Consider the following 20277-nt stretch of genomic DNA (forward strand, 5'->3'; position numbering starts at 1 on the left):
GGACGACGGTGACGGAACGGATGACCATGGGGGAGGTCAAGTGACACAGCCGCCGAAGGGCAGCACGGCACCACCGGGGCGGGCCACGCCCACGATGCCCGCGGTCCCGCCGCAGCCCGGGCCTCCCGGCCCGCGGGGCGGCCCCGCCGGCCCGCGGACGGACCCCGAGGCCCCCGCCCGGCGCACGGCCTGGGCGGAGGGCGTCGACCGTCTGAGCGCCGCCGCCACGACCGAGCCGGGCCGGCTGCGGATCATCGGCGCGCTGATCGCGCTGCTGGTCGTCGCGTTCGGCGCGGTCACCGCCTGGCAGATGACGGAGCGTGCGGCGGCGGCGGACGACGTGCTGCACAGCAGCCAGCCGCTGAGCGCGAGCGCCGCCGACATCTACCGCTCGCTGGCGGACGCGAACACGGCGGCCTCCAGCGGCTTCCTGGCCGGCGGCCAGGAGACGAAGGCCTCCCGCGACCGGTACGAGCTGGACATCAGGACGGCGGCCGCCAAGCTGATCACGGCGGCCAACAGCTCGAAGCCGGGCTCCCCCTCGGCGAGGACCATCACCAAGCTGAACCGTCTGCTGCCCGAGTACAAGGGCCTGATCGAGCGGGCGCGTGCCAACAACCGCCAGGGCTACCCGCTGGGCGGCGCGTACCTGCGCTACGCGAACGACAAGATGCAGCACGAGATGCTGCCCGCCGCCGAGGACCTCTACAAGCGGGAGAACCAGCGGCTCGGTTCCGACTACGCGGACGCGAAGCCGTACCCGTGGGCCGCGATCGGCCTCGGCGTGCTCGCGCTCGGCGGTCTCGTGTGGGCGCAGCGGCGCAACTACCGCCGGACGAACCGTGTGCTGAACCAGGGCATGGTCGCCGCCTCCGCCGCCGCGGCGGTCGTGCTGCTCTGGCTGGTGGTCGGGCACAGCGTCGCGCGGGCCGGCCTCGCTGAGTCGTACGACCACGGAGTCCGCTCGCTGAACGTGCTGCACGACGCCCGGATCGCCTCCCTCAAGGCCCGGGGCAACGAGAACCTGACCCTGGTCAGCCGCGGCGCGGAGACCAAGACGCTGGCCGACGGCAAGACGACCGTCGACCTGTACGACTACGACTTCCAGCAGGACATGAAGACGCTCACCAAGGGCCTGGCGAAGGCCGCGGAGCTCTCCGACGACGCGGCGGGCGAGACGCCCGTCAAGGCGGCGACCGCCAACATGAAGGTGTGGAAGTCCCGCCACGCCGATGCCCGCGAGGCCGACAACGGCGGCGACTACCAGGGCGCCCTGGACCTGGTGATCGGCTCCGACAAGGTCAAGCCGACCGGCGAGTGCTTCGACGGCGTGGACAAGAACCTGGAGAAGGCGCTCGACCACGAGCAGGCCGAGTTCAAGCAGGCGGCGGGCGACGGCCTGGACGCGATGACCGGTCTGCCGGTCGGCGCGGCGGTCCTCGCGGTGCTGGCCGCTGCGGGCGCCGTGCTCGGTATCGGGCGCAGGCTTTCGGAGTACCGGTGAGAGGGGGAGCGGCAATGACGGCACGACGCCTGAGGGCGAGCCTGAAGGGCTGGGGCGGCGTGGGCGCGATGGCCGTCGCCTGCGCGCTCGCCGTGGTCTTCGCCCTGCTGCTGCCCCTGAGCGGCAGCCGTGGGGACGGCAGCACGGGAATCGGCAGCCGGGGCGTGGCCGAGGGCACCCAGGCGAGGGCCGAGGAGTGCACCGACCCGCAGGACCGGAGCCTCGCCCCGTCCGGCGACGAGAGCGGCGACACCATCACCGCCATCAAGAAGCGCGGCTATCTGTCGGTGGGCGTCGACCAGAACAGCTACCGCTGGGGCTACCGCAACCCGAACCACGGCGGCAGCGACCTGGAGGGCTTCGACATCGACCTCGCGCGCCGCATCGCGCGCGAGATCCTCGGTGACGAGAAGGCGATCCGGTTCCACGCCATCCCCACCAACCAGCGCATCCCGGCGATCCAGAGCGGCCAGGTCGACATGGTGGTCCGCACCATGACGATCAACTGCGAGCGCCTGGACCAGGTCGCCTTCTCCGCCCCCTACTTCAAGACCGGCCAGCAGGTCCTCGCCCCGCGGACCTCCCCCATCAAGGGGTACGGCAAGACGCTGGCGCACCAGCGGATCTGCACGGCCGCGGGCTCCACGGCCTACGACAAGCTGGACGCGGACAAGAAGGCGGGCGAGCTCGTCTCCTCCGCCGACATCTCCACCACGGTCCCCAACCAGCTCGACTGCCTGGTGCGGCTCCAACTGGGCGAGGTCGACGCCGTGGTGACCGACGGCGCGCTCGCCGCGAGCCAGGCCGCGCAGGACCCGACGGTCGTGCTGAAGGGCGACACGTTCACGACGGAGTACTACGGCGTGGCGATGAAACTGGGCGCGGACGATCTGGTACGCCGGGTCAACCAGGTCCTCGTGGACTACCGCAAGAGCGGCTGGCGCGCCTCGTACGACAAGTGGCTGTCCGCCACCCTGGGCGAGGACTCGCTGTCGGCGGACCCGCCCGCGGCGAAGTACAAGTAACCGACCTGATACGACTGGAGAGTTACCCGGCGCGGACCACCGGCAACGGCGGGCGCACGGGGACGACGGAGAGCGAGAGGTGATCGATGGGCGTCACGGGACCCCCCGGGCCGGTGATGGACCGGGACGAGGTGGACCGTGCGCTGGCGCGGCTCGGCGCGGAGCACGAGGCCATCGAGACCTCGCTCCTCGCCCTGCAGGACCACGCGGGCCGCAGGCTCCTGGAGGGCGCCGAGCTCACCGGCACCACCAAGGAGCGCTGGACGGCCGCGGACGCGTCGATCACCCTGCTGTGGGCCTACTTCGACGCGTACACGGACGCGCTGCGCTCCGCGCGCGACATCCGCTCCCGCAGACGCTGGTCCAGCCGTGACGACCTGGTCGAACTCACCGAACTGCTGCGCGGCGAGAGCGTCACCGTCGCGGGCAGCGCGACCGCCACGGCGAACGCCCCGACGCTCTCCGCCGGCAAGCTCAGCGAACAGTTCTCGCTGGCCGCCCTCGTGGAGCGGATGAACGAGCTGTACGCGTCCTCCCTCGACATGGTCGTCGCCGCGGACGCCGTCTGGTCCGCGCTGCCCGCCCGCATCGATTTACTGGCCGCGGAGCTCCAGCGCACCCGTCAGCTCGCGCACTCCGTCGGCGTACGCCCGGGCGAGCACCCGGCGGGCGACGACCTGGAGCGGATCACCCGCACGCTCACCGCGCTGCGCGAGCGGGTGGTGTCCGACCCGCTGGCCTTCTGGACCCCGGCGCAGGGCAGTTCGGCCCCCGGCGGCGGCCGTCCGGACACGACGACGTACGACCGCGAGGCGCGTGCCCTGGAGGACGTGCGCCGGGAGATCGACGCGGTGCTCACCGTCCGCCAGGACGCGGAGGCACGGCTCGTGAAGCTGCGGGACATACTCAGCCGCGCGGACCGCACGCTCGCCGAGGCGCGCAGCGCCCGCGGTGAGGTCCTCGCGAAGATCGCCGCGTCCGAGGTCCCGGTGGTCAGCGGTCCGCCGACCGCGCTCCAGGAGCAGCTGGCGACGGCAGCGGAGTACCGCAGACACGCGCAGTGGCACCGGCTCTCCCCGCTGCTCGAATCGCTGGAGGAGCGCGCCGAGGACGAACTCCTGCGTGCCCGCGAGTCGTTGACCGCGGTCACCGCGCCGCTGGCGGTCCGCGCGGAGCTGCGCGGCCGCCTCGACGCGTACAAGGCGAAGGTGGCACGACACGGCCTCGCCGAGGACCCGTTCCTCGTCGAGCGGTACGACGCGGCGCGCCGCATGCTGTGGAGCGCGCCCTGCGATCTGCGGGTCGCCGGGGAGGCGGTGCTGCGCTACCAGCGCGCCGCGGCCGACCTGTTGAGTCCGCGCGTGCCTGAGCAGGGCGGTGGGCCCGTCGACCGGATCGACGGGGCGGACCGGAGGGGGGAATCGTGAGTCAGCAGGCTCCGGGTGGGCAGCAGAAGTGCCAGCGGCCCGGTTGCTCGGGTTCGTACGAGGACGTGGGCGGCGGAGAGCTGTACTGCGACACGTGCGGCCTGGCGCCGGTGGTGTCGGCGACCGGCATGGTGGGCTCGCCCCCGACCGGGATCACCGCGGGCGGGAAGGGCTCGCGCGGCTCCGGCCGGGGATCCAGCAGCAGTTCACGGGCGAGCTCGCGCAGTTCGTCACGTTCCTCGCAGTCGCGCCGCTCGGTCTCCGGACGCCTGTCGCGCTCGCTGTCGGGCCGGACGACGGGCCGTTCGGTGTCGGTCCGCAGCTCCGGTTCGACCGCCGGTGCCTCCGGGCGCGGCCGGCTCGGGGCGGGTCTCGTCGAGGTGCCGGACGTGCCGCGGCCCGACCCGCGCGCGATGGTCCAGGAGAACCCCGAGGTCCCCGAGCGCAAGCGGTTCTGCTCGCGCTCCGACTGCGGGGCCCCGGTGGGTCGCGCCCGCGGCGAACGGCCGGGACGCACCGAGGGCTTCTGCACCAAGTGCGGCCACCCGTACTCGTTCGTGCCCAAGCTGCACACGGGCGACATCGTGCACGGCCAGTACGAGGTGGTGGGCTGTCTCGCGCACGGCGGGCTGGGCTGGGTCTACCTCGCCGTCGACCGCGCCGTCTCCGACCGCTGGGTGGTCCTCAAGGGCCTGCTCGACACCGGCGACCAGGACGCGATGGCCGCCGCGATCTCCGAGCGGCGCTTCCTCGCCGAGATCGAGCACGCCAACATCGTGCGGATCTACAACTTCGTCGAGCACCTCGACCAGCGGACGGGTTCGCTGGACGGGTACATCGTCATGGAGTACGTCGGCGGAAAGTCGCTGAAGGAGATCGCCAACGGCCGTCGCACGGCGGACGGCAAGCGGGACCCGCTGCCCGTGGAGCAGGCCTGCGCGTACGGCATCGAGGCCCTGGAGGCCCTCGGCCACCTGCACAGCCGCAACCTCCTGTACTGCGACTTCAAGGTCGACAACGCGATCCAGACCGAGGACCAGCTGAAGCTGATCGACATGGGCGCGGTGCGCAGGATGGACGACGACGAGTCGGCCATCTACGGCACGGTCGGCTATCAGGCGCCGGAGGTCGCGGAGCTCGGGCCGTCGGTGGCGAGCGACCTCTACACGGTCGCCCGCACCCTCGCGGTGCTCACCTTCGACTTCCAGGGCTACACGAACGTCTTCGTCGACTCCCTGCCGGACCCGGACAACATCGAGGTCTTCCGCCAGTACGAGTCGTTCTACCGGCTCCTCGTCCGGGCCACCGATCCCGACCCGGCCCGCAGGTTCGCGTCCGCGCAGGAGATGTCCGAGCAGCTGACCGGTGTCCTGCGCGAGGTCGTCTCCCTCCAGACGGGCCGGGCGCGGCCGGCGCTGTCGACGCTGTTCGGCCCCGAAGTGAAGGTCACGGACACCGAGTTGTTCGGGAAGCTGGACGGCCAGGTGTCGCGCCTGGGCGCGCGGGCCCTGCCCGTACGCGGGAAGAAGGGCGCGGCCCCGCGGCCGGACGGGGCGATCGCGGCTCGGGCGCTGCCCCCGACGACTGCGCCGAGCGCGCTCGTCAAGCCCGTCCAGGCGGGCGGCACGGCGCTCGCGCTGCCCGTCCCGCTGGTGGACCCGGGCGACCCCAACGCGGGTTTCCTCGCGGGTCTCATGGCGTCCGCCCCGGCGGAGCTGATCACCGCGCTCCAGGCGGCGCCGGCCGGATCGCCCGAGCTCAGGCTGCGCGAGCTGCGGGCCCGCCTCGAAATGGGCGAGCTGACCAGCGCGGGCAAGGCCCTGGACACCCTGGAGGCCGACCATCCCGACGACTGGCGGGTGGTCTGGTACCGCGGTGTCGCGGCGCTGGCCACCGGGGAGTTCGAGATCGCGGCGCTGTCCTTCGACGCGGTCTACGACGCCTTCCCCGGCGAGCCCGCGCCCAAGCTGGCGCTCGGCCTGTGCGCGGAGGTGCTCGGACAGCTGGACAACGCCGCCGAGTACTACCGGCTGGTGTGGACGACCGATCCCAGCTATGTGAGTTCGGCGTTCGGGCTGGCCCGCGTGCAGCTCGCCGCGGGCGACCGCCGCGCCGCCGTGGCCACCCTGGAGTCCGTGCCGGAGGCGTCCATCCACTACACCGCCGCGCGGGTCGCGGCCGTCCGCGCACGGCTGCGCCAGCGGCTGGCCGAGGAGGCGGCGGCAGCGGCGTTCCTGGACGATCTGACCGCGGCGGCGGGCCAGGTCGAGGCGCTCGACGGGTACGGTCTGGACGCGGTCCGACGCGAGCAGTTGTCGACGGAAGTCCTTGGCTGTGCGCTGGACTGGGTACTCTCCGGTAGCCAGGGTTCCGCTCCGGCTCCCGGAGGCGGACGTGTGCTGCTCGGCAGCGCGCTGGACGAGCGCGGTCTCCGCTTCGGACTGGAGCGTTCGTACCGCACGCTGGCCCGGCTCGCGCAGGGCGGCGAGGAGAGGATCGACCTGGTGGAACGTGCGAATCGTTACCGCCCCCGGACGTGGGTGTGATTGATGTCCCAGATGCCCCAGCCGACGGCCCTTTCGCGGTGCCCCGTGTGCGAGGAGCCGCTGGAGGCGGGTGACCGTTTCTGCGGTGCGTGCGGCTACGACCTGTCGGCCGTGCCCGCACCGCCGCAGGACAGCCCGGACGACGCGACGATCACGATGAACGGCACGTCGGCGCGGCCTCCGGCCGCCGCCGCGTCCGTGGAGTGGCCCGTCGCCCCCGAGGTCGACAGCTCCGACATGCCAGCGCCGATGCACCGGGCCGCCGACATCCGCGGCACGGATTCGGGCGGCTCCGAGCTCCCGCACCCGGACCTGGAGTCCGCGGGTGCGCACGAGCCCGGTCCGGCGCGGCCCGGGGCCGCCCCGGTCTCCGGTGGGCGGCCGCCCGCCCCGCAGTCTCCTCCGGCGTCCCCCACCCCTCAGGGCACCGGCGCTCCGGCGCCGGGGGCGCAGTCGCCCGGCGGCCAGGTGCCGGGCGGACAACTCCCCGGCACGCAGGCACCCGTCGGACAGGTGTCCGGCGGACTCCCCGACGCCCAGCCGCCCGCCACGGCGGCGGGCGCGCCGTCTCCGGCCGGCCGTCCGTCCGGCGGGCAGCCGCCCGGCGCGGAACCGTCCGGGGTGCGCTTCGACCGGCCCTCCGAGCCGGACGAGTACCCCCTGGCTCCCCCGGCCGCCGAGGCCCCCGCGGCCGGCGCCCCCGCGGATCCCCGCACCGCCGATCTGGCGAGCCCGTCCGCGGGTACCAAGCTGTGCGTCGCCTGCCGTTCGGGCCGCGTCGACGACGACGGCTACTGCGAGAACTGCGGCCACGCGCAGCCCCGGGAGCGCGACCACATGGAGCAGGAACTCGGCGCGGTCGCGGCGGTCAGCGACCGCGGTCTGCGCCACCACCGCAACGAGGACGCGTTCGCGATCTCGTCCACCGCGCTGCCCGACGGGTCGCCCGCGGTCCTCGCCATCGTGTGCGACGGCGTCTCCTCGGCGACCCGTCCGGACGAGGCCTCGTTCGCCGCGTCGAACGCGGCGAACGAGGCGCTCCTGGCGGCCCTGCCGCGGGGCACGCATCCGCAGCAGGCGATGCACGACGCGATCGTCGCCGCCGCGGACTCCGTCAACGCGCTGGCCGACCCGTCCACCGCCCAGGGCGAGCACGCGCCCCACGTCAACGCGCCCGCGTGCACCCTCGTCGGCGCGGTCGTCACGACCGCCCTGCTGGTCGTCGGCTGGGTCGGCGACAGCCGCGCCTACTGGGTGCCCGTCGACCGTTCCTCGCCGCCGGCCCGGCTCACCGAGGACGACTCGTGGGCCGCCCAGATGGTCGCGGCGGGCCTGATGAACGAGGCGGAGGCGTACGCCGACGAGCGCGCCCACGCCATCACGGGCTGGCTCGGCGCGGACGCCTACGAACTGGAGCCGCACACCGCTTCCTTCAAGCCGGACCGGCCGGGTGTAGTGGTGGTGTGCACCGACGGTCTGTGGAACTACGCGGAGGCGGCCGAGGACATGGCCGAGGTCGTACCCCTCGACGCCGCCGAACGGCCGCTGCACAGCGCACAGGTGCTGGTCGGTCACGCCCTGGACGGCGGGGGCCACGACAACGTAACAGTGGCCGTCCTGCCGTTCCCCGCCCCACCACAGGGGGCAGGATCGGCCTGAGGCCGCGAAACCCGGATCAGCCGGGCCACGGAACCACCGGCCCGCGGACCGCAGGTCCGCGGGTGGTGGCACCGCGGGTCCCGGCACCGCGGACCGCGCACAGGGCGACGGCCTCGGACCGGAGGGGACCGGTCCGCATACAGTCATGACCTCCGCCAGCACCGGAGGCCCGAGGGGGACAGAGAAGGCATGGCCAATTTCTCGAAGTCGAACGTGCCGCAGTTCTCGGTGGACGTGTACCAGAACGAGTACCTGCCCGAGAGCGGTCGTGAGGTCAACGCGATCGTCACCGTGAGCGCGACCGGCGGCGGCACCATCGGAAGCGCCGTGGCGGCACCGCACCTCTACTCGCCCGGACAGGGACCGGACGCGGCCGTGGCGATCATGGTCGACTGTTCGGGGTCGATGGACTACCCGCCGACCAAGATGCGCAACGCCCGCGACGCGACGGCCGCCGCGATCGACACGCTGCGCGACGGCGTGCACTTCGCGGTGATCGGCGGCACGCACGTCGCCAAGGAGGTCTATCCCGGCGGCGGACGGCTCGCCGTCGCCGACGCGGCCACCCGCGACCAGGCGAAGCAGGCCCTGCGCCGGCTGAGCGCGGGCGGCGGCACGGCCATCGGCACCTGGCTGCGCCTGGCCGACCGGCTGCTGTCCTCCGCGGAGGTCTCCATCCGGCACGGCATCCTGCTCACCGACGGCCGCAACGAACACGAGTCGCCCGAGGACCTGAAGGCCGCGCTGGACTCCTGCGCCGGACGGTTCACGTGTGACGCGCGTGGAGTGGGCACCGACTGGGAGGTCAAGGAGGTCACCGGGATCGCCTCCGCGCTCCTCGGCACCGCCGACATCGTGGCCGACCCCGCCGCCCTGTCCGCCGACTTCACGCAGATGATGGAGACGGCCATGGGCAAGGAGGTCGCGGACGTCGCGCTGCGCCTGTGGACGCCGGTCGGGACGCAGATCAAGTTCGTCAAGCAAGTGGCGCCCACGGTCGAGGAACTGACGGAGCGCCGGAGCGAGGCCGGGCCGCGTGCCGGGGACTATCCGACGGGCTCCTGGGGCGACGAGTCGCGCGACTACCACGTGTGCGTGGAGGTCCCGGCGGCCGGGATCGGCCAGGAGATGCTGGCGGCCCGTGTGTCGTTGGTCATCCCGCAGGGCGACGGGAGCGTGCAGAACCTCGGCGCGCAGGGTCTCGTCCGGGCGGTGTGGACGGACGACATGGCCGCCTCGACGTCGATCAACCCGCAGGTGGCGCACTACACAGGACAGGCCGAACTGGCTCAAGTCATCCAACAAGGCCTGGATGCCCGCAAAGCGGGCGATGTGGACGGCGCAACGGCCAAGCTGGGACGTGCCGTTCAGCTCGCCAGCGCCTCCGGCAACGCCGATACTGCGAAACTGCTTGCGAAGGTGGTGGACGTGGTCGACGCCGCGGCAGGTACTGTGCGATTGAAGGCAAAGGTCGAAGAGGCCGACGAGATGACTCTCGAGACACGGTCCACAAAGACTGTTCGTGTAAAGAAGTAGCGAGCCCGGTTCCCGAGGGGAGCCGGAGAAACCCGGCCCCGAGGGCCGGAAAGGAAAGGGGGAAGCGCCGACATGCCGACCTGCCCGAACGGACATCAGTCGGGTTCCGACGACTGGTGCGAGGTCTGCGGTCACCGCATGGCCGGAGCCGTGCCCCCGCCACCTCCCCCGCCGCCGCCCGGCGCCGGGTACGGCTATCCGCCGCCCGGTTCGCCCCCGCCGCCGCCCGGCGCCGGCGGGCGCCCGCACCTGTCCGCCGTGCCGGACCCCGAGCCGGAGCTCTGCCCGCAGTGCCGCACGCCCCGTGAGGGCGCCGCGCCGTTCTGCGAGGAGTGCCGGTGGAACTTCCTGACCAACACCGCCACGTCGTACACGCCGGCGGCGCCGCGTCCGCCGGCCGGCGGCATGGGCGGACCCGGCGGCCCGGGTGGTCCTGGTGGCATGGGCGGACCCGGTGGCAACCCCCCGCCGCGGTTCCCGCAGCAGGGCCCCGGCCAGCCGGGCGGTCCCGGTGCCGGTCCCGGTCACGACCCGTTCGAGTACCAGAGTTCGCGGCCCTCGCAGATGAACCGGCCCGCCGAGCCGATCCCGCCCGGCCCGCCCTCCTCTCCGTGGGGTGCGGACGGCCCCTCGGGCTTCGGCGGCGACCCCTCGCGGCCCGTGCCGCCGCCTCCGGGCCCGACGCCCGGCGGCCCCGGCGTCCCGCAGGCGTACACCCAGCAGCCCGCCTCGCCCTTCACCCAGGGCGGCCCGCCGCAGCCCGGCGTCCCGCAGCCCGGCGGCCCGGCCTTCGGCGGTGACGACGACTGGGTGATCTCCCCGCCCTCGGCGGGCGCGCCCGGCGGCCCTGCCGGTCCCGGCGGTCCGAACGGTCCCGGCGCGGGCCAGGGCGGCTACGGCTACCCGCAGCCCGGCGTGACCCAGGCCCCGCCCGGCCCCGGCTACCAGCAGCAGCCGCTGGCGTGGAGCGTGACGATCGGTCCCGACCGCGAGTACTTCATGGCGATGATGCAGCGCTCGGGCCCCGAGGCCGCGGGGCTGAACCTGCCCGCGTACTCGCCGGAGCAGCAGCGTCCGCTCACCGGCAACCAGCTCACGATCGGCCGTCGCCGGCACTCCACCGGCGACACCCCGGACGTCGACCTGTCGGTGCCCCCGGAGGACCCGGGCGTCTCGCACCAGCACGCCGTCCTGGTCCAGCAGCCGGACGGGGGCTGGGCGGTCGTCGACCAGAACTCGACGAACGGCACCACGGTCAACGGCGGGGAGGAGCCCATCCAGCCGTTCGTACCGGTACCTCTCCAGGACGGCGACCGGGTGCACGTCGGCGCCTGGACGACGATCACGATCCGCCGGGGCTGAGCACCGCCCCACGAGCCCGTACGGGATTCACGGCAGCGGCCAGGTGTGCGGCCCCTCGGGGTCGTCCAGCCAGGCCCGGGCGCGCTCCCCGCTGACCGTGATCCCGTACCGCTCCCGCACCGGATGGCCCTCGCGCTCCCAGAGCGCGTAGGCCTCCCGCGGGTCGAGACCGCCCACGGTCAGGGCCAGCAGGAAGCGGAGCAGCTCCTCGTTCCGGGCCCGGGCAGGCAGCCCTTCGACGTGCTCCGGCGCGCGTTCGGGCCGGGTCGCGCCGCGCAGGGGCACGAAGTAGGCGGGTGTGTGCAGGAAGCGCCCCTCGGCGTGCCCGGCGTCCCGTACCCGCAGGGCGATCAGACCGGTGGCCAGCGGCGCGAGGATGCGGGCGCCCGGGGTGCACTGGGCCAGCCAGGGGTGCGGGATCGTGGACAGCGTGCAGGTCGCGATGATCCGGTCGAAGGGGGCGCGCTCAGGGACGCCACGGGCTCCGTCGCCGGTGACGACGAGCGGGTGATGGCCGGCGGCCGCGAGATGCCGGCGCGCGGATTCGGTGATCTCGGCGTCCAGGTCGATCGTGGTCACCCGGTCGTCGCCGAGCCGGTGGGCGAGCAGGGCCGCGTTGTAGCCGGTCCCGGCACCGATCTCCAGCACGGCGTTCCCGTCCCGTACCTCCAGTTCGGTGAGCATGGCCGCCATCAGGGAGGGCTGGCTGCTGGAGGAGACCAGTACGCCGTCGCGCACGCGGGTGGCCAGCGGGGCGTCGGCGTACGCACCGCGCACCCAGCGTTCCCGGCTGCGCGGGTCCGGGTCCTCGCCCCACACGCGCTCGAAGCCCCCGAGGACGCCGATGTAGTAGTACGGCACGAAGAGATGGCGCGGGACCGCCTCGAACGCCTCCCGCCAGACGGGATCGGCCTCCCAGGCGCCGCTCGCCTCGATCTCGCGCACCATCGCGGCCCGCGCCTGCGCGGCGAGGTCGTCGAGTTCGTGGTCGAGTGCGTGCGTGCCCATGTCTCCACTGTGCTGCCGGACGGGCCGCCGGGCGAGCGACGGACCGGCCGACGGCGAGGAGTCGTGCGTGCACGGCGTCGCCGGGCAGGCGGGAATTGTCGGTCAGGACCTAAGCCTCGAGTCCTCGGTCACCCCGTCTGAGACCATGGACGCGTGAAAGAGATTCGGCGCGGCACGCTTCAGGAGCAGACCTTCTACGAGCAGGTCGGCGGCGAGGAGACCTTCCGGCGCCTGGTGCACCGGTTCTACCAGGGTGTCGCCGAGGACCCGCTGCTGAAGCCCATGTATCCCGAGGAGGACCTGGGCCCGGCGGAGGAGCGGCTCACGCTGTTCCTGATGCAGTACTGGGGCGGCCCGACCACGTACAGCGAGAACCGCGGCCACCCCCGGCTGCGGATGCGCCACGCCCCCTTCACCGTGGACCAGGCGGCGCACGACGCCTGGCTCAAGCACATGCGGGTCGCCGTCGAGGAACTCGGCCTCTCCGAGGAGCACGAGACCACGCTGTGGAACTACCTGACGTACGCGGCGGCTTCGATGGTGAACACCGCGGGCTGATCCCCCCGCCGCCGGTCCGTCGCTCGGCGGCGGACCCGGCGGCGGCTCCGGACGGACCGGTTCCGGCCCCGCACGGAGGCTGACGCGCGCATTCCGGTCGCCGGACGCCGAATTCCGGTCACAATCCGGTCAAGGCCTGCCTACAAGCGCTTACCCGCGCCCCTGTCCCTCTGCCAGCATCGCCCGAAGGTCCCGGGACGACGACAGAGGGACCGACGGGGTGACGGGGGCGGGCGGGGGTCCGGGTGACGGGGTTCGTACTACTGCGGGCGAGGGCGCACCGCCTGCTGCTCGCCGCCGCGCTGCTCACCGTCCTGCTGACGACGGCGGTGCTGGCGACCCTCACCGCCTACTCCGGCTCGATCGGCGACGCGTCCCTGCGCCACGCGCTCAAGGACCCGGGGAACGCCGTGAGCACCGCCCTGATCGTCCGGGCCGACGTCCCGGCGAAGGAGCGCGGAGCCGCCGACAGCGCCGTGCGTGAGGGGGCCCGGAAGACCTTCTCCGGTCTGCCGGTCACCCGGCGGACCCTGACGCGCTCGGGCCCGTACGCCCTGCCCCGTTCCCTCCAGCCCCCCGCCGCCCGCGCCGGGGACCCGGACCTCACGCACTTCGCCGCCCTCGACCACAGCCAGGTGCGGGTCACCGACGGGCGGCTGCCCGGTCCCCCGGCCGGCCCGGTCGTCGACGTCGCCCTGCCCTCCGCCGCCGCCGACCGCCTCGGCCTGAAGCCCGGCGCCCGCCTCACCCTCGTCGACCGGCTCGGCGGCCCCAAGGTCCACGTCCGCATCACTGGCCTCTACAAGCCCGTCCGCCCCACCGCCCCGTACTGGCAGTTGGACGCGCTGCGCGGCCGGGGGATCAACAAGGTCGACTTCACGACGTACGGACCGCTGCTCACCGATCCCGCGATCCTGTCCGGGAGCCGGGTGAGCGCCGGTGAGACCGCGTGGCTGACGTCCGCCGACTTCTCCACGCTGACGCCCGGCGGGATCGGCGCACTGCGCGAGGCCGCCCGCGAGGGCCAGCGGAAGCTGCGCAAGGACCCGGCCCTGACCGGGGCGACGGCCGTGTCGACCTCGCTGCCCGAGGTCCTGGACAGCGTCGAGCGCTCGCTGCTCGTCTCGCGTTCGACACTCCTGATCGTCGCGTCGCAGCTGGCCCTGCTCGCCGGATACGCGCTGCTGCTCGTCGCCCGGCTGCTGAGCGCCGAACGCGTCGGCGAGACCGAGGTGTTGCGGGCGCGTGGCGCCTCGCGCGCCCGCGTCGGAACGCTCGCCGCGCTGGAGGCACTGCTCCTCGCGCTGCCCGCCGCGCTCTGCGCCCCGCTCCTCGCCGGACCGCTGACCCGGCTGCTCGCCGGGCAGGGCGCGCTGGCGCGGATCGGGCTGCGCCTCGACACCTCGCAGGGGCTCGGCGCGGTGTGGCTGGTCGCGGCGGGCGTGGCACTGGGCTGCGCGCTCGCGGTGATCGTGCCGGCACTGACGGCGGGCGACAGTGACAGGGGCCGGGCGCGCACGCTGCCCGCGCCGGTGCGGGCGGGCGCGGACGTCGGGCTGCTGGCCATCGCGGGCGTCGCGTACTGGCAGCTGGACCGGCAGACGTCCGGCGCCGTCAGCGGCGACACCTCGGGCACCCTCGGCGTCGACCCCCTGCTGGTCTCCGCCCCCGCCCTCGCGCTGCTCGCCGGGACCGTCCTCACGTTGCGGCTGCTGCCGCCGGTGGCGCGGCTCGCGGAACACCGGGCCGCGAGCGGCCGGGGACTGCCCACGGCGCTCGCGGGCTGGCAGCTCAGCCGCCGCCCGATGCGCGGCGCCGGACCGGTCCTGCTGCTCGTGCTCGCCGTCGCCATGGGCATGCTCGCCATCGGCCAGGGCGCGTCCTGGAACCGCTCGCAGGACGACCAGGCGGACTTCCGGGCCGGTACCTCGGTCCGTGTCCTCGCGGGCGACGAGGACGCGCTCGGCCAGGCCGAGGCGTACGCGGCCCTGCCCCGCGTACAACAGGCCGCCCCCGCCGTCCGCACCACGCTGCCACTGTCGGGCAGCCGTACCGCGACGGTGCTCGCCCTCGACACGGCGCACGCGGCGGACGGTGTGCTGCTGCGGCGGGACCTGGCCGACCGGCCGGTGCGCCCGCTGCTCGCGGGACTCGGGCCGAAGGGGGCTTCCAGGGGGACGCCGGTCCCCAAGGGCAGCGAACGGCTCGGCATGACCGTACGTCTGAGCAGCACGGGCGGCACGACGGCCGCGGACGTGTCGGTCACCCTGGAGGACCGCTACGGAACGCCCCACTCGCTGCGGATCGGCCGGCTCCCCTCCGACGGGCGGGCGCACCCCCTCACCCTCGACCTCCCGCGGAGCACCGCGTCCCTGCTGCTCACCGGACTCCAGCTGGACATGACCCAGCCCACCGACACCGCGCAGCAACACCGCTTCCGGGTCGAGGCGTTGAACGCGACCGGCGCCGACGGCGAGGAGCACGCGCTGCCGCTGCCCACCGACTGGAAGACGGCGTCGGGGACCACCAGCACCGCGGCGTCCCCCGACGAAGCCACCCGCCCCACTCCCCCGCGCGTGGACAAGGCCTCGAAGCAGTCGCTGTCCGTCCGCTACGGCACCGGCTACCTCCCGCTCCAACTCGCCTGGCAGATCACCTCGGTGACCATCCGTATGCAGGTGGTGCAGCCGAAGGCGCCGGAGATCACGGCGGTCGCGACGGACCGCTTCCTGACCTCGTCGGGCGCCCGGACCGGAGACCGCGTGGACGTGCCGTTCGGCGGCCGTACGGTGCCGGTGCGGATCGTGGACAGCGTCCACGCGCTGCCGACGACGGACACCCCGCCGGACGGCACGGCGGCCGGGGCGACGATCCGGGCCTCGGAGAACGGCGGTGCGCTGATCATCGATCTCCGGTCGGTGAACCGGGTGCTCCAAGCGCGCTACGGGCAGAGTGTCCCGCCCAGTGAGTGGTGGATGCGGACCTCGCCCGGCGACTCGGCACGGGTCGCGGCGGAGCTGCGGGAGCGGCCCGGCATCGAGCCGTCGCAGGTCGTCGTCCGCGACGAGATCGCGGACCGGTTGCGCGACGACCCGTTCGGGGCGGGCCCCGAGGCCGCGTTCGCCGCGGCGGCCGCGGTGGCCGCCGCTCTCGCGGCGGTCGGGTTCGCGGTGAGCACCGCCGGGTCGCTGCGGGAGCGCGGAGCCGAGTTCGCGGTGCTGCGGGCGCTGGGCGCGCCGCGCCGCCAGCTGGCCCGGCTGATCGCCGTCGAGCAGGGCGTCCTGGTGACCCTGGCGCTGGTGGTGGGCGTGGCCCTGGGCGCGGTGCTGGCACGGGCCGTGGTGCCGCTGATCGTGCTGACGTCCCAGGCGACCCGGCCGACCCCCGAGGTCCTGGTCCAACTCCCGCTCCCGCACGTGGCGGTGCTGCTGGCCGCCGTGGCGGTGACCCCGCTGGCGATCACGGCTTTCCTTTCGCTGCACCGCCCTGACCCGGCGACTTCACTGCGACGGCAGGGGGGTGAGTGACATGACCGGTCCCACGGACGAGACGAACGGCGCGGGCGACACGGGCGGCGCCGCGAGCACCGGCGTCGCGGCGGTGGTGGCCCCGTGGGTCCGCACCCGGCTGCGCGCCGCACCCGGCGTGGCGGTCGCGCTGGCCCTGCTCGTCGCGCTGACCGCGTGCCTGGCCGCCGCGTTCCCGCGGGCGGTCGACCGCTACGAGGACGCGGGGCTGCGCCGGCTGCTCGACGACGCCACCGCCCGGCGGACCACGGTCCAGCTGTACGCCCCGCAGCCCGGCGTCGAACTCCCGCAGAAGGAGCGGGAACAGGCCGTGCGCGGTGCCGCCCTGCGCACGGCGTACGGAAAGGTGCTCGCCTCCGTCGAGCGGCCCCTCGTGCCCGACCGCGCGCAGTCCTCGTACGGGGTGCGCACCTCCAACCCCGGCGCCGCGCTGGACCCCTGGCTGCCCCGGCCGACCGGACTGCCCGCCCGTATGTCGCTGACCGCGCAGAACGATCTCGCCGGCCATGCCCGGCTGCGCGAAGGACGCCTTCCGCGCGTGCGGGGCGCCGTGACCGCGGCGACGCCCGAGGTGGAGGCGGCCGTCACCACCGCCACGGCCCGAACGCTCAAGATCAAGGTGGGTTCGGTGATCCACCTGCCCGGCGTGGAGCGCGAGCCGCTGGCCGTACGGGTCACCGGGATCGTCGAGCCGCGCGAGCCCGACGGCTCGTACTGGTCGGCGATGCCCGTGCTGCGCAAGCCCTCCTTGATCCAGATTCCTACCCAGGGCGGCCCGCCGGACAGGTACTGGCTGGGCGGGCTGCTGCTGCCGCCGGACGCCGCGCCCGCCCTGCTCGGCACGGCGGGGAAGCCCGAACGCTACTGGCAGCTGGCGCCCGACACCACGTCGCTGACCGCGCACGAGGTGGACCGGCTGTCCTCCGCGATCGCCGCGCTGGAGTCGGGGCCGGGACTCGGACGAGTGCGCGAGAAGGTCGACCCGCTGGCGGACGCGACCACGGACCTGGACGACGTCCTGACGTCGTTCGTCCGGCTGCGGTCCGGCATCGGCCCGCTGGTGGCCGTGGCCGCCTTCGGCGCCGGCACGGTCGCGGCCGTCGTGCTGCTGATGGCGGGCGGCCTCGCCGTCGACCGGCGCCGCGCCGAACTGGCCCTGCTGCGCGCCCGCGGCGGCTCCCTGCGCGGCGTCGCGGGACGGCTGCTGGCCGAGACGGCCGTCGTCGCGGTACCCGCGGGCGCACTCGGCCTCGCGGTGGCCCTGCTCGCCGTGCCCGAGGGCCGCCTCGCCCACGCGGTCGCCGCCGCCGTCGCGGTCACCGTCCTGGCCTGCGCCACCCTGCCCGTCCGGGCGGCGTTCGCCCACCGCGCCGTACGCATCCACGGGGGCCGCGAGGACCTGGCGTCCGTACGTCCCTCACGCCGTCGCACGGTCGCGGAACTCACGCTGCTGGTGCTGGCGTCGGGTGCCGTCGTCGCGCTGCGGCGCCGCGGCGCGTCCGGCGATCAGCTGGTCGCGCTGGCGCCGGTTCTGGTGGGCGTCATCGCGGCGCTGGTCCTGGTCCGGCTCTACCCGCTGCCGCTGCGCCGGCTGGCCCGGCCCGCCGGGCGGCTGCGGGGTGCCGTCGCCCACCTCTCGCTGGCCCGCGCGGGACGCACCTCCACCTCCACCGTGCTGCCTCTCCTCGCCCTGCTCACCGCCCTGACCACCGCCGCGTTCGGCGGCTCGGTCCTCGCGGGCGTCCATGAGGCCCGCGACCGTGCGGCGCTCCTGGTCACCGGCGCGGACGCCCGTATCGAGGCCACCCACACGCTCCCGGCCGCCCTGCCGGGGCAGGTCCGGCAGGCGTCCGGCGTCCGCGAGGTCACACCCGTGAGCATCGCCTACGAGGCCCAGGTGGGCGACGGCTCCGGAACCGAGCAGGAAGTGGTGGCTCTGGTGGGCGTGGAGCCGGGGGCGTACGGGCGGCTGGCCCGGCGCGTCGGCCTCGGGGGCTTCTCCGGCACGGAGTTGGCCGTCCCGGCCGCGAGCGGCTCCTCGGGGACCACCGCGAGCGCGGGGAAACGGGTGCTGCCCGCGCTCGCCTCGCCCGCCGTCGCCGGCCGGTACGGCACGCGACCGTTCGCGGTACGGCTGGAGGACGGCAGCCAGGTGACCGTGCGGATCACCGCCGTACGGGACCTGACCCCGGCCGTCTCCGATCTCGACTTCCTGGTGGTGGACCGCGCGGGTCTGCCCTCCCGCCCCGCCCGGCCGACCGCGCTGCTCGTGACCGGCGGCCACCTCGACGGGGGCGCCCTGCGCGACGCGGCGGGCTCCGGTGTGGAGGTGCGGCTGCGGGCCGAGGTGCGGGACGGGTACGTGGACTCACCGTTGCAGACCGGTGCGGAGCGGATCTACACGGCCGCGGTCGCCGCGGGCGCCGGGTACGCCGTGCTGGCGCTGCTGCTGGCCCTCGTGCGCGCCGCGCCCGAACGGACCGCGCTCCTCGCCCGCCTGCGCACCATGGGGCTCACCCGCGCCCAGGGCCGCCGTCTGCTCGTGCTGGAGGCCCTGCCCCAGGCTCTGCTGGCCGCGGCGGGCGGCGCGCTCACCGGCTGGGCGGCGATCCGTCTGCTGTCCCCCGGCATCGACCTGACGGCGATCGCCCTCGCCACGCCCGACTCCTCGTCGGGGGGCGCCCGGCTGCGCACCGACGCCGTCTCGCTGATCCTGCCGTCCCTGACCGTCCTGGCCCTGGCGACGGGCATCGCGGCGGCGCAGGCGTGGTGGTCGGGTCGACGGGGGTCGGTCCGGGAACTGAGGGCGGGGGACTCCCGATGATCCCCTCGACCCCGGGCACGACCCCGGCGCACGCCTCGGCCCACCCGGTCATGTGCCGCGCGTCCCGCCGGGCGGGACAGGGCACGAGCGGGGTGGGCCGGCCGGCCCGGCAGGTCACCCGCCCGGGAGGCCACCCGGCCCGAGAGGCCAGTCGTCCTGGAAGCCGCCCGGCTCGGCAGTCCCCCGGTTCAGGAAGCCATCCGGCCCGGCACGGCCCTGCGGCTCGTCGGGCCGTGCGCCCGGACCCGTACTCGACCAGCGTCCCCGTGACCCCCGCCGGAGGCAGGCGATGACCACCACCGATCCCACCTTCGCCGATCTCGCCGACCGTGCCACCGCACGCCGGGACCGTCCGGCCTACGGCCACGACGCCCTGATCACCTGTGACCGGCTGGTCCGCATCTTCTCCACGGACGGCGTGGAGGTCCAGGCGCTCCAGGGGCTCGACCTGCTGGTCCGCGAGGGCGAGTTGATGGCGCTGGTGGGCGCGTCGGGCAGCGGCAAGTCGACCCTGATGAACATCCTGGCCGGCCTGGACACCCCCACCGCGGGCGCCGCGCGCGTCGCGGGACGCGACCTGCTGACGATGGGGTCGAAGGACCGCCTGCGCTACCGCAGGGAGGTCGTCGGGTTCGTCTGGCAGCAGACGTCCCGCAACCTCCTCCCCTATCTGACCGCGGCCCAGAACGTCGCCCTGCCGATGCAGCTGTCCGGCGCCGCCCGAGGAGGCCGCCGCACCCGCCGCGCCCAGTCCGAGCGCGCCCTGGAGCTGCTGGAGCTGCTGGGGATCGCCGACTGCCGCAACCGCCGCCCGCACCAGATGTCGGGCGGTCAGCAGCAGCGCGTCGCCATCGCCGTGGCGCTGTCGAACGCCCCCGCCGTGCTGCTCGCGGACGAGCCCACCGGCGAACTCGACTCCCACACCGCCGAGCAGATCTTCGCCGCGTTCCGCACGGCGAACGAACACCTCGGCACCACCATCGTGATCGTCACCCACGACCAGGCGGTCGCCGGCGAGGTCCGCCGCACGGTCGCGATCCGCGACGGCCGCACCTCCACGGAGGTGCTGCGCCGCACCGAGGTCGACGCCGCGACCGGTCAGGAGGCGGTGGTGGCCCGTGAGTACGCGATGCTCGACCGGGCGGGCCGTCTCCAGCTCCCCGCCGAGTACACCGAGACGCTGGGCATGCGGGACCGCGTGGCACTGGAACTGGAGCCGGACCACATCGGCGTCTGGCCGGACGACAGCACGCCCGGCTGAGAAGCCCGCGAAGGCACTGCCGTGCGCGATCGGCGGACGA

Annotated in this window: 12 protein-coding genes; 11 read left to right on the plus strand and 1 reads right to left on the minus strand. The window is 74.5% G+C overall.

Annotated elements, in window-relative coordinates; translation table 11 throughout:
* The first annotated feature begins 40 nt into the window (after positions 1–40).
* The 7 genes from BKI49_RS12975 (at position 41) to BKI49_RS13005 (ending at position 11059) form a co-directional block, all read left to right on the plus strand.
* The gene (locus BKI49_RS12975; RefSeq protein WP_373557544.1) at positions 41–1504 is read left to right on the plus strand and encodes a hypothetical protein; all 1464 of its coding nucleotides are present in this window, start codon (positions 41–43) and stop codon (positions 1502–1504) included.
* 14 nt (positions 1505–1518) lie between these two features.
* Positions 1519–2529, plus strand: a complete 1011-nt coding sequence (locus BKI49_RS12980; protein WP_095934392.1) for a glutamate ABC transporter substrate-binding protein — start codon at positions 1519–1521, stop codon at positions 2527–2529.
* Positions 2530–2615: 86 nt separating this feature from the next.
* Positions 2616–3956, plus strand: coding sequence for a coiled-coil domain-containing protein (locus tag BKI49_RS12985; RefSeq protein ID WP_095934393.1), 1341 nt, complete (start codon positions 2616–2618; stop codon positions 3954–3956).
* Positions 3953–6502, plus strand: a complete 2550-nt coding sequence (locus BKI49_RS12990) for a serine/threonine-protein kinase (RefSeq protein ID WP_095934394.1) — start codon at positions 3953–3955, stop codon at positions 6500–6502. The genes BKI49_RS12985 and BKI49_RS12990 overlap by 4 nt, the downstream gene beginning before the upstream one ends.
* A 3-nt stretch (positions 6503–6505) precedes the next feature.
* A complete protein-coding gene (locus BKI49_RS12995; RefSeq protein WP_257004756.1) occupies positions 6506–8161 on the plus strand; it encodes a PP2C family protein-serine/threonine phosphatase in 1656 nt (551 codons plus the stop codon).
* A gap of 189 nt (positions 8162–8350) precedes the next feature.
* Positions 8351–9697 (plus strand): vWA domain-containing protein, encoded by a 1347-nt coding sequence (locus tag BKI49_RS13000; protein WP_095934396.1) that lies wholly within the window; start codon positions 8351–8353, stop codon positions 9695–9697.
* Between the two features lie 72 nt (positions 9698–9769).
* Complete coding sequence (locus BKI49_RS13005) at positions 9770–11059, plus strand: FHA domain-containing protein (protein ID WP_095934397.1); 1290 nt, start codon at positions 9770–9772, stop codon at positions 11057–11059.
* A gap of 27 nt (positions 11060–11086) precedes the next feature.
* Here the strand turns inward: BKI49_RS13005 and BKI49_RS13010 are convergent, their stop codons facing one another.
* Positions 11087–12067, minus strand: coding sequence for a methyltransferase domain-containing protein (locus BKI49_RS13010; RefSeq protein ID WP_095934398.1), 981 nt, complete (start codon positions 12065–12067; stop codon positions 11087–11089).
* Between the two features lie 153 nt (positions 12068–12220).
* Here BKI49_RS13010 and BKI49_RS13015 point away from each other — a divergent pair, with 153 nt between their 5' ends.
* From BKI49_RS13015 to BKI49_RS13030, 4 genes are all read left to right on the plus strand, one after another.
* Positions 12221–12625, plus strand: a complete 405-nt coding sequence (locus BKI49_RS13015) for a globin (protein WP_095934399.1) — start codon at positions 12221–12223, stop codon at positions 12623–12625.
* A 245-nt stretch (positions 12626–12870) separates the two neighbouring features.
* Complete coding sequence (locus tag BKI49_RS13020) at positions 12871–16152, plus strand: FtsX-like permease family protein (RefSeq protein ID WP_095934400.1); 3282 nt, start codon at positions 12871–12873, stop codon at positions 16150–16152.
* A gap of 1 nt (position 16153) precedes the next feature.
* Complete coding sequence (locus BKI49_RS13025; protein ID WP_095934401.1) at positions 16154–18976, plus strand: FtsX-like permease family protein; 2823 nt, start codon at positions 16154–16156, stop codon at positions 18974–18976.
* Between the two features lie 289 nt (positions 18977–19265).
* On the plus strand, positions 19266–20237 hold the full coding sequence (locus tag BKI49_RS13030) for an ABC transporter ATP-binding protein (protein WP_095934402.1): 972 nt from the start codon (positions 19266–19268) through the stop codon (positions 20235–20237).
* Positions 20238–20277 lie beyond the last annotated feature (40 nt).

The organism is Streptomyces sp. Tue6028 (assembly GCF_002300165.1).
GTDB classification, from domain to species: Bacteria; Actinomycetota; Actinomycetes; order Streptomycetales; family Streptomycetaceae; genus Streptomyces; species Streptomyces siamensis.

What these genes read in the sequence shown, in the direction of transcription:
- BKI49_RS12980 (WP_095934392.1), top strand. Translation starts at nt 1,519, where the DNA reads ATGACGGCACGACGCCTGAGGGCGAGCCTGAAGGGCTGGGGCGGCGTG.
- BKI49_RS12985 (WP_095934393.1), top strand. Translation starts at nt 2,616, where the DNA reads ATGGGCGTCACGGGACCCCCCGGGCCGGTGATGGACCGGGACGAGGTG.
- BKI49_RS12995 (WP_257004756.1), top strand. Translation starts at nt 6,506, where the DNA reads ATGTCCCAGATGCCCCAGCCGACGGCCCTTTCGCGGTGCCCCGTGTGC.
- BKI49_RS13000 (WP_095934396.1), top strand. Translation starts at nt 8,351, where the DNA reads ATGGCCAATTTCTCGAAGTCGAACGTGCCGCAGTTCTCGGTGGACGTG.
- BKI49_RS13005 (WP_095934397.1), top strand. Translation starts at nt 9,770, where the DNA reads ATGCCGACCTGCCCGAACGGACATCAGTCGGGTTCCGACGACTGGTGC.
- BKI49_RS13010 (WP_095934398.1), bottom strand. Translation starts at nt 12,067, where the DNA reads ATGGGCACGCACGCACTCGACCACGAACTCGACGACCTCGCCGCGCAG.
- BKI49_RS13025 (WP_095934401.1), top strand. Translation starts at nt 16,154, where the DNA reads ATGACCGGTCCCACGGACGAGACGAACGGCGCGGGCGACACGGGCGGC.
- BKI49_RS13030 (WP_095934402.1), top strand. Translation starts at nt 19,266, where the DNA reads ATGACCACCACCGATCCCACCTTCGCCGATCTCGCCGACCGTGCCACC.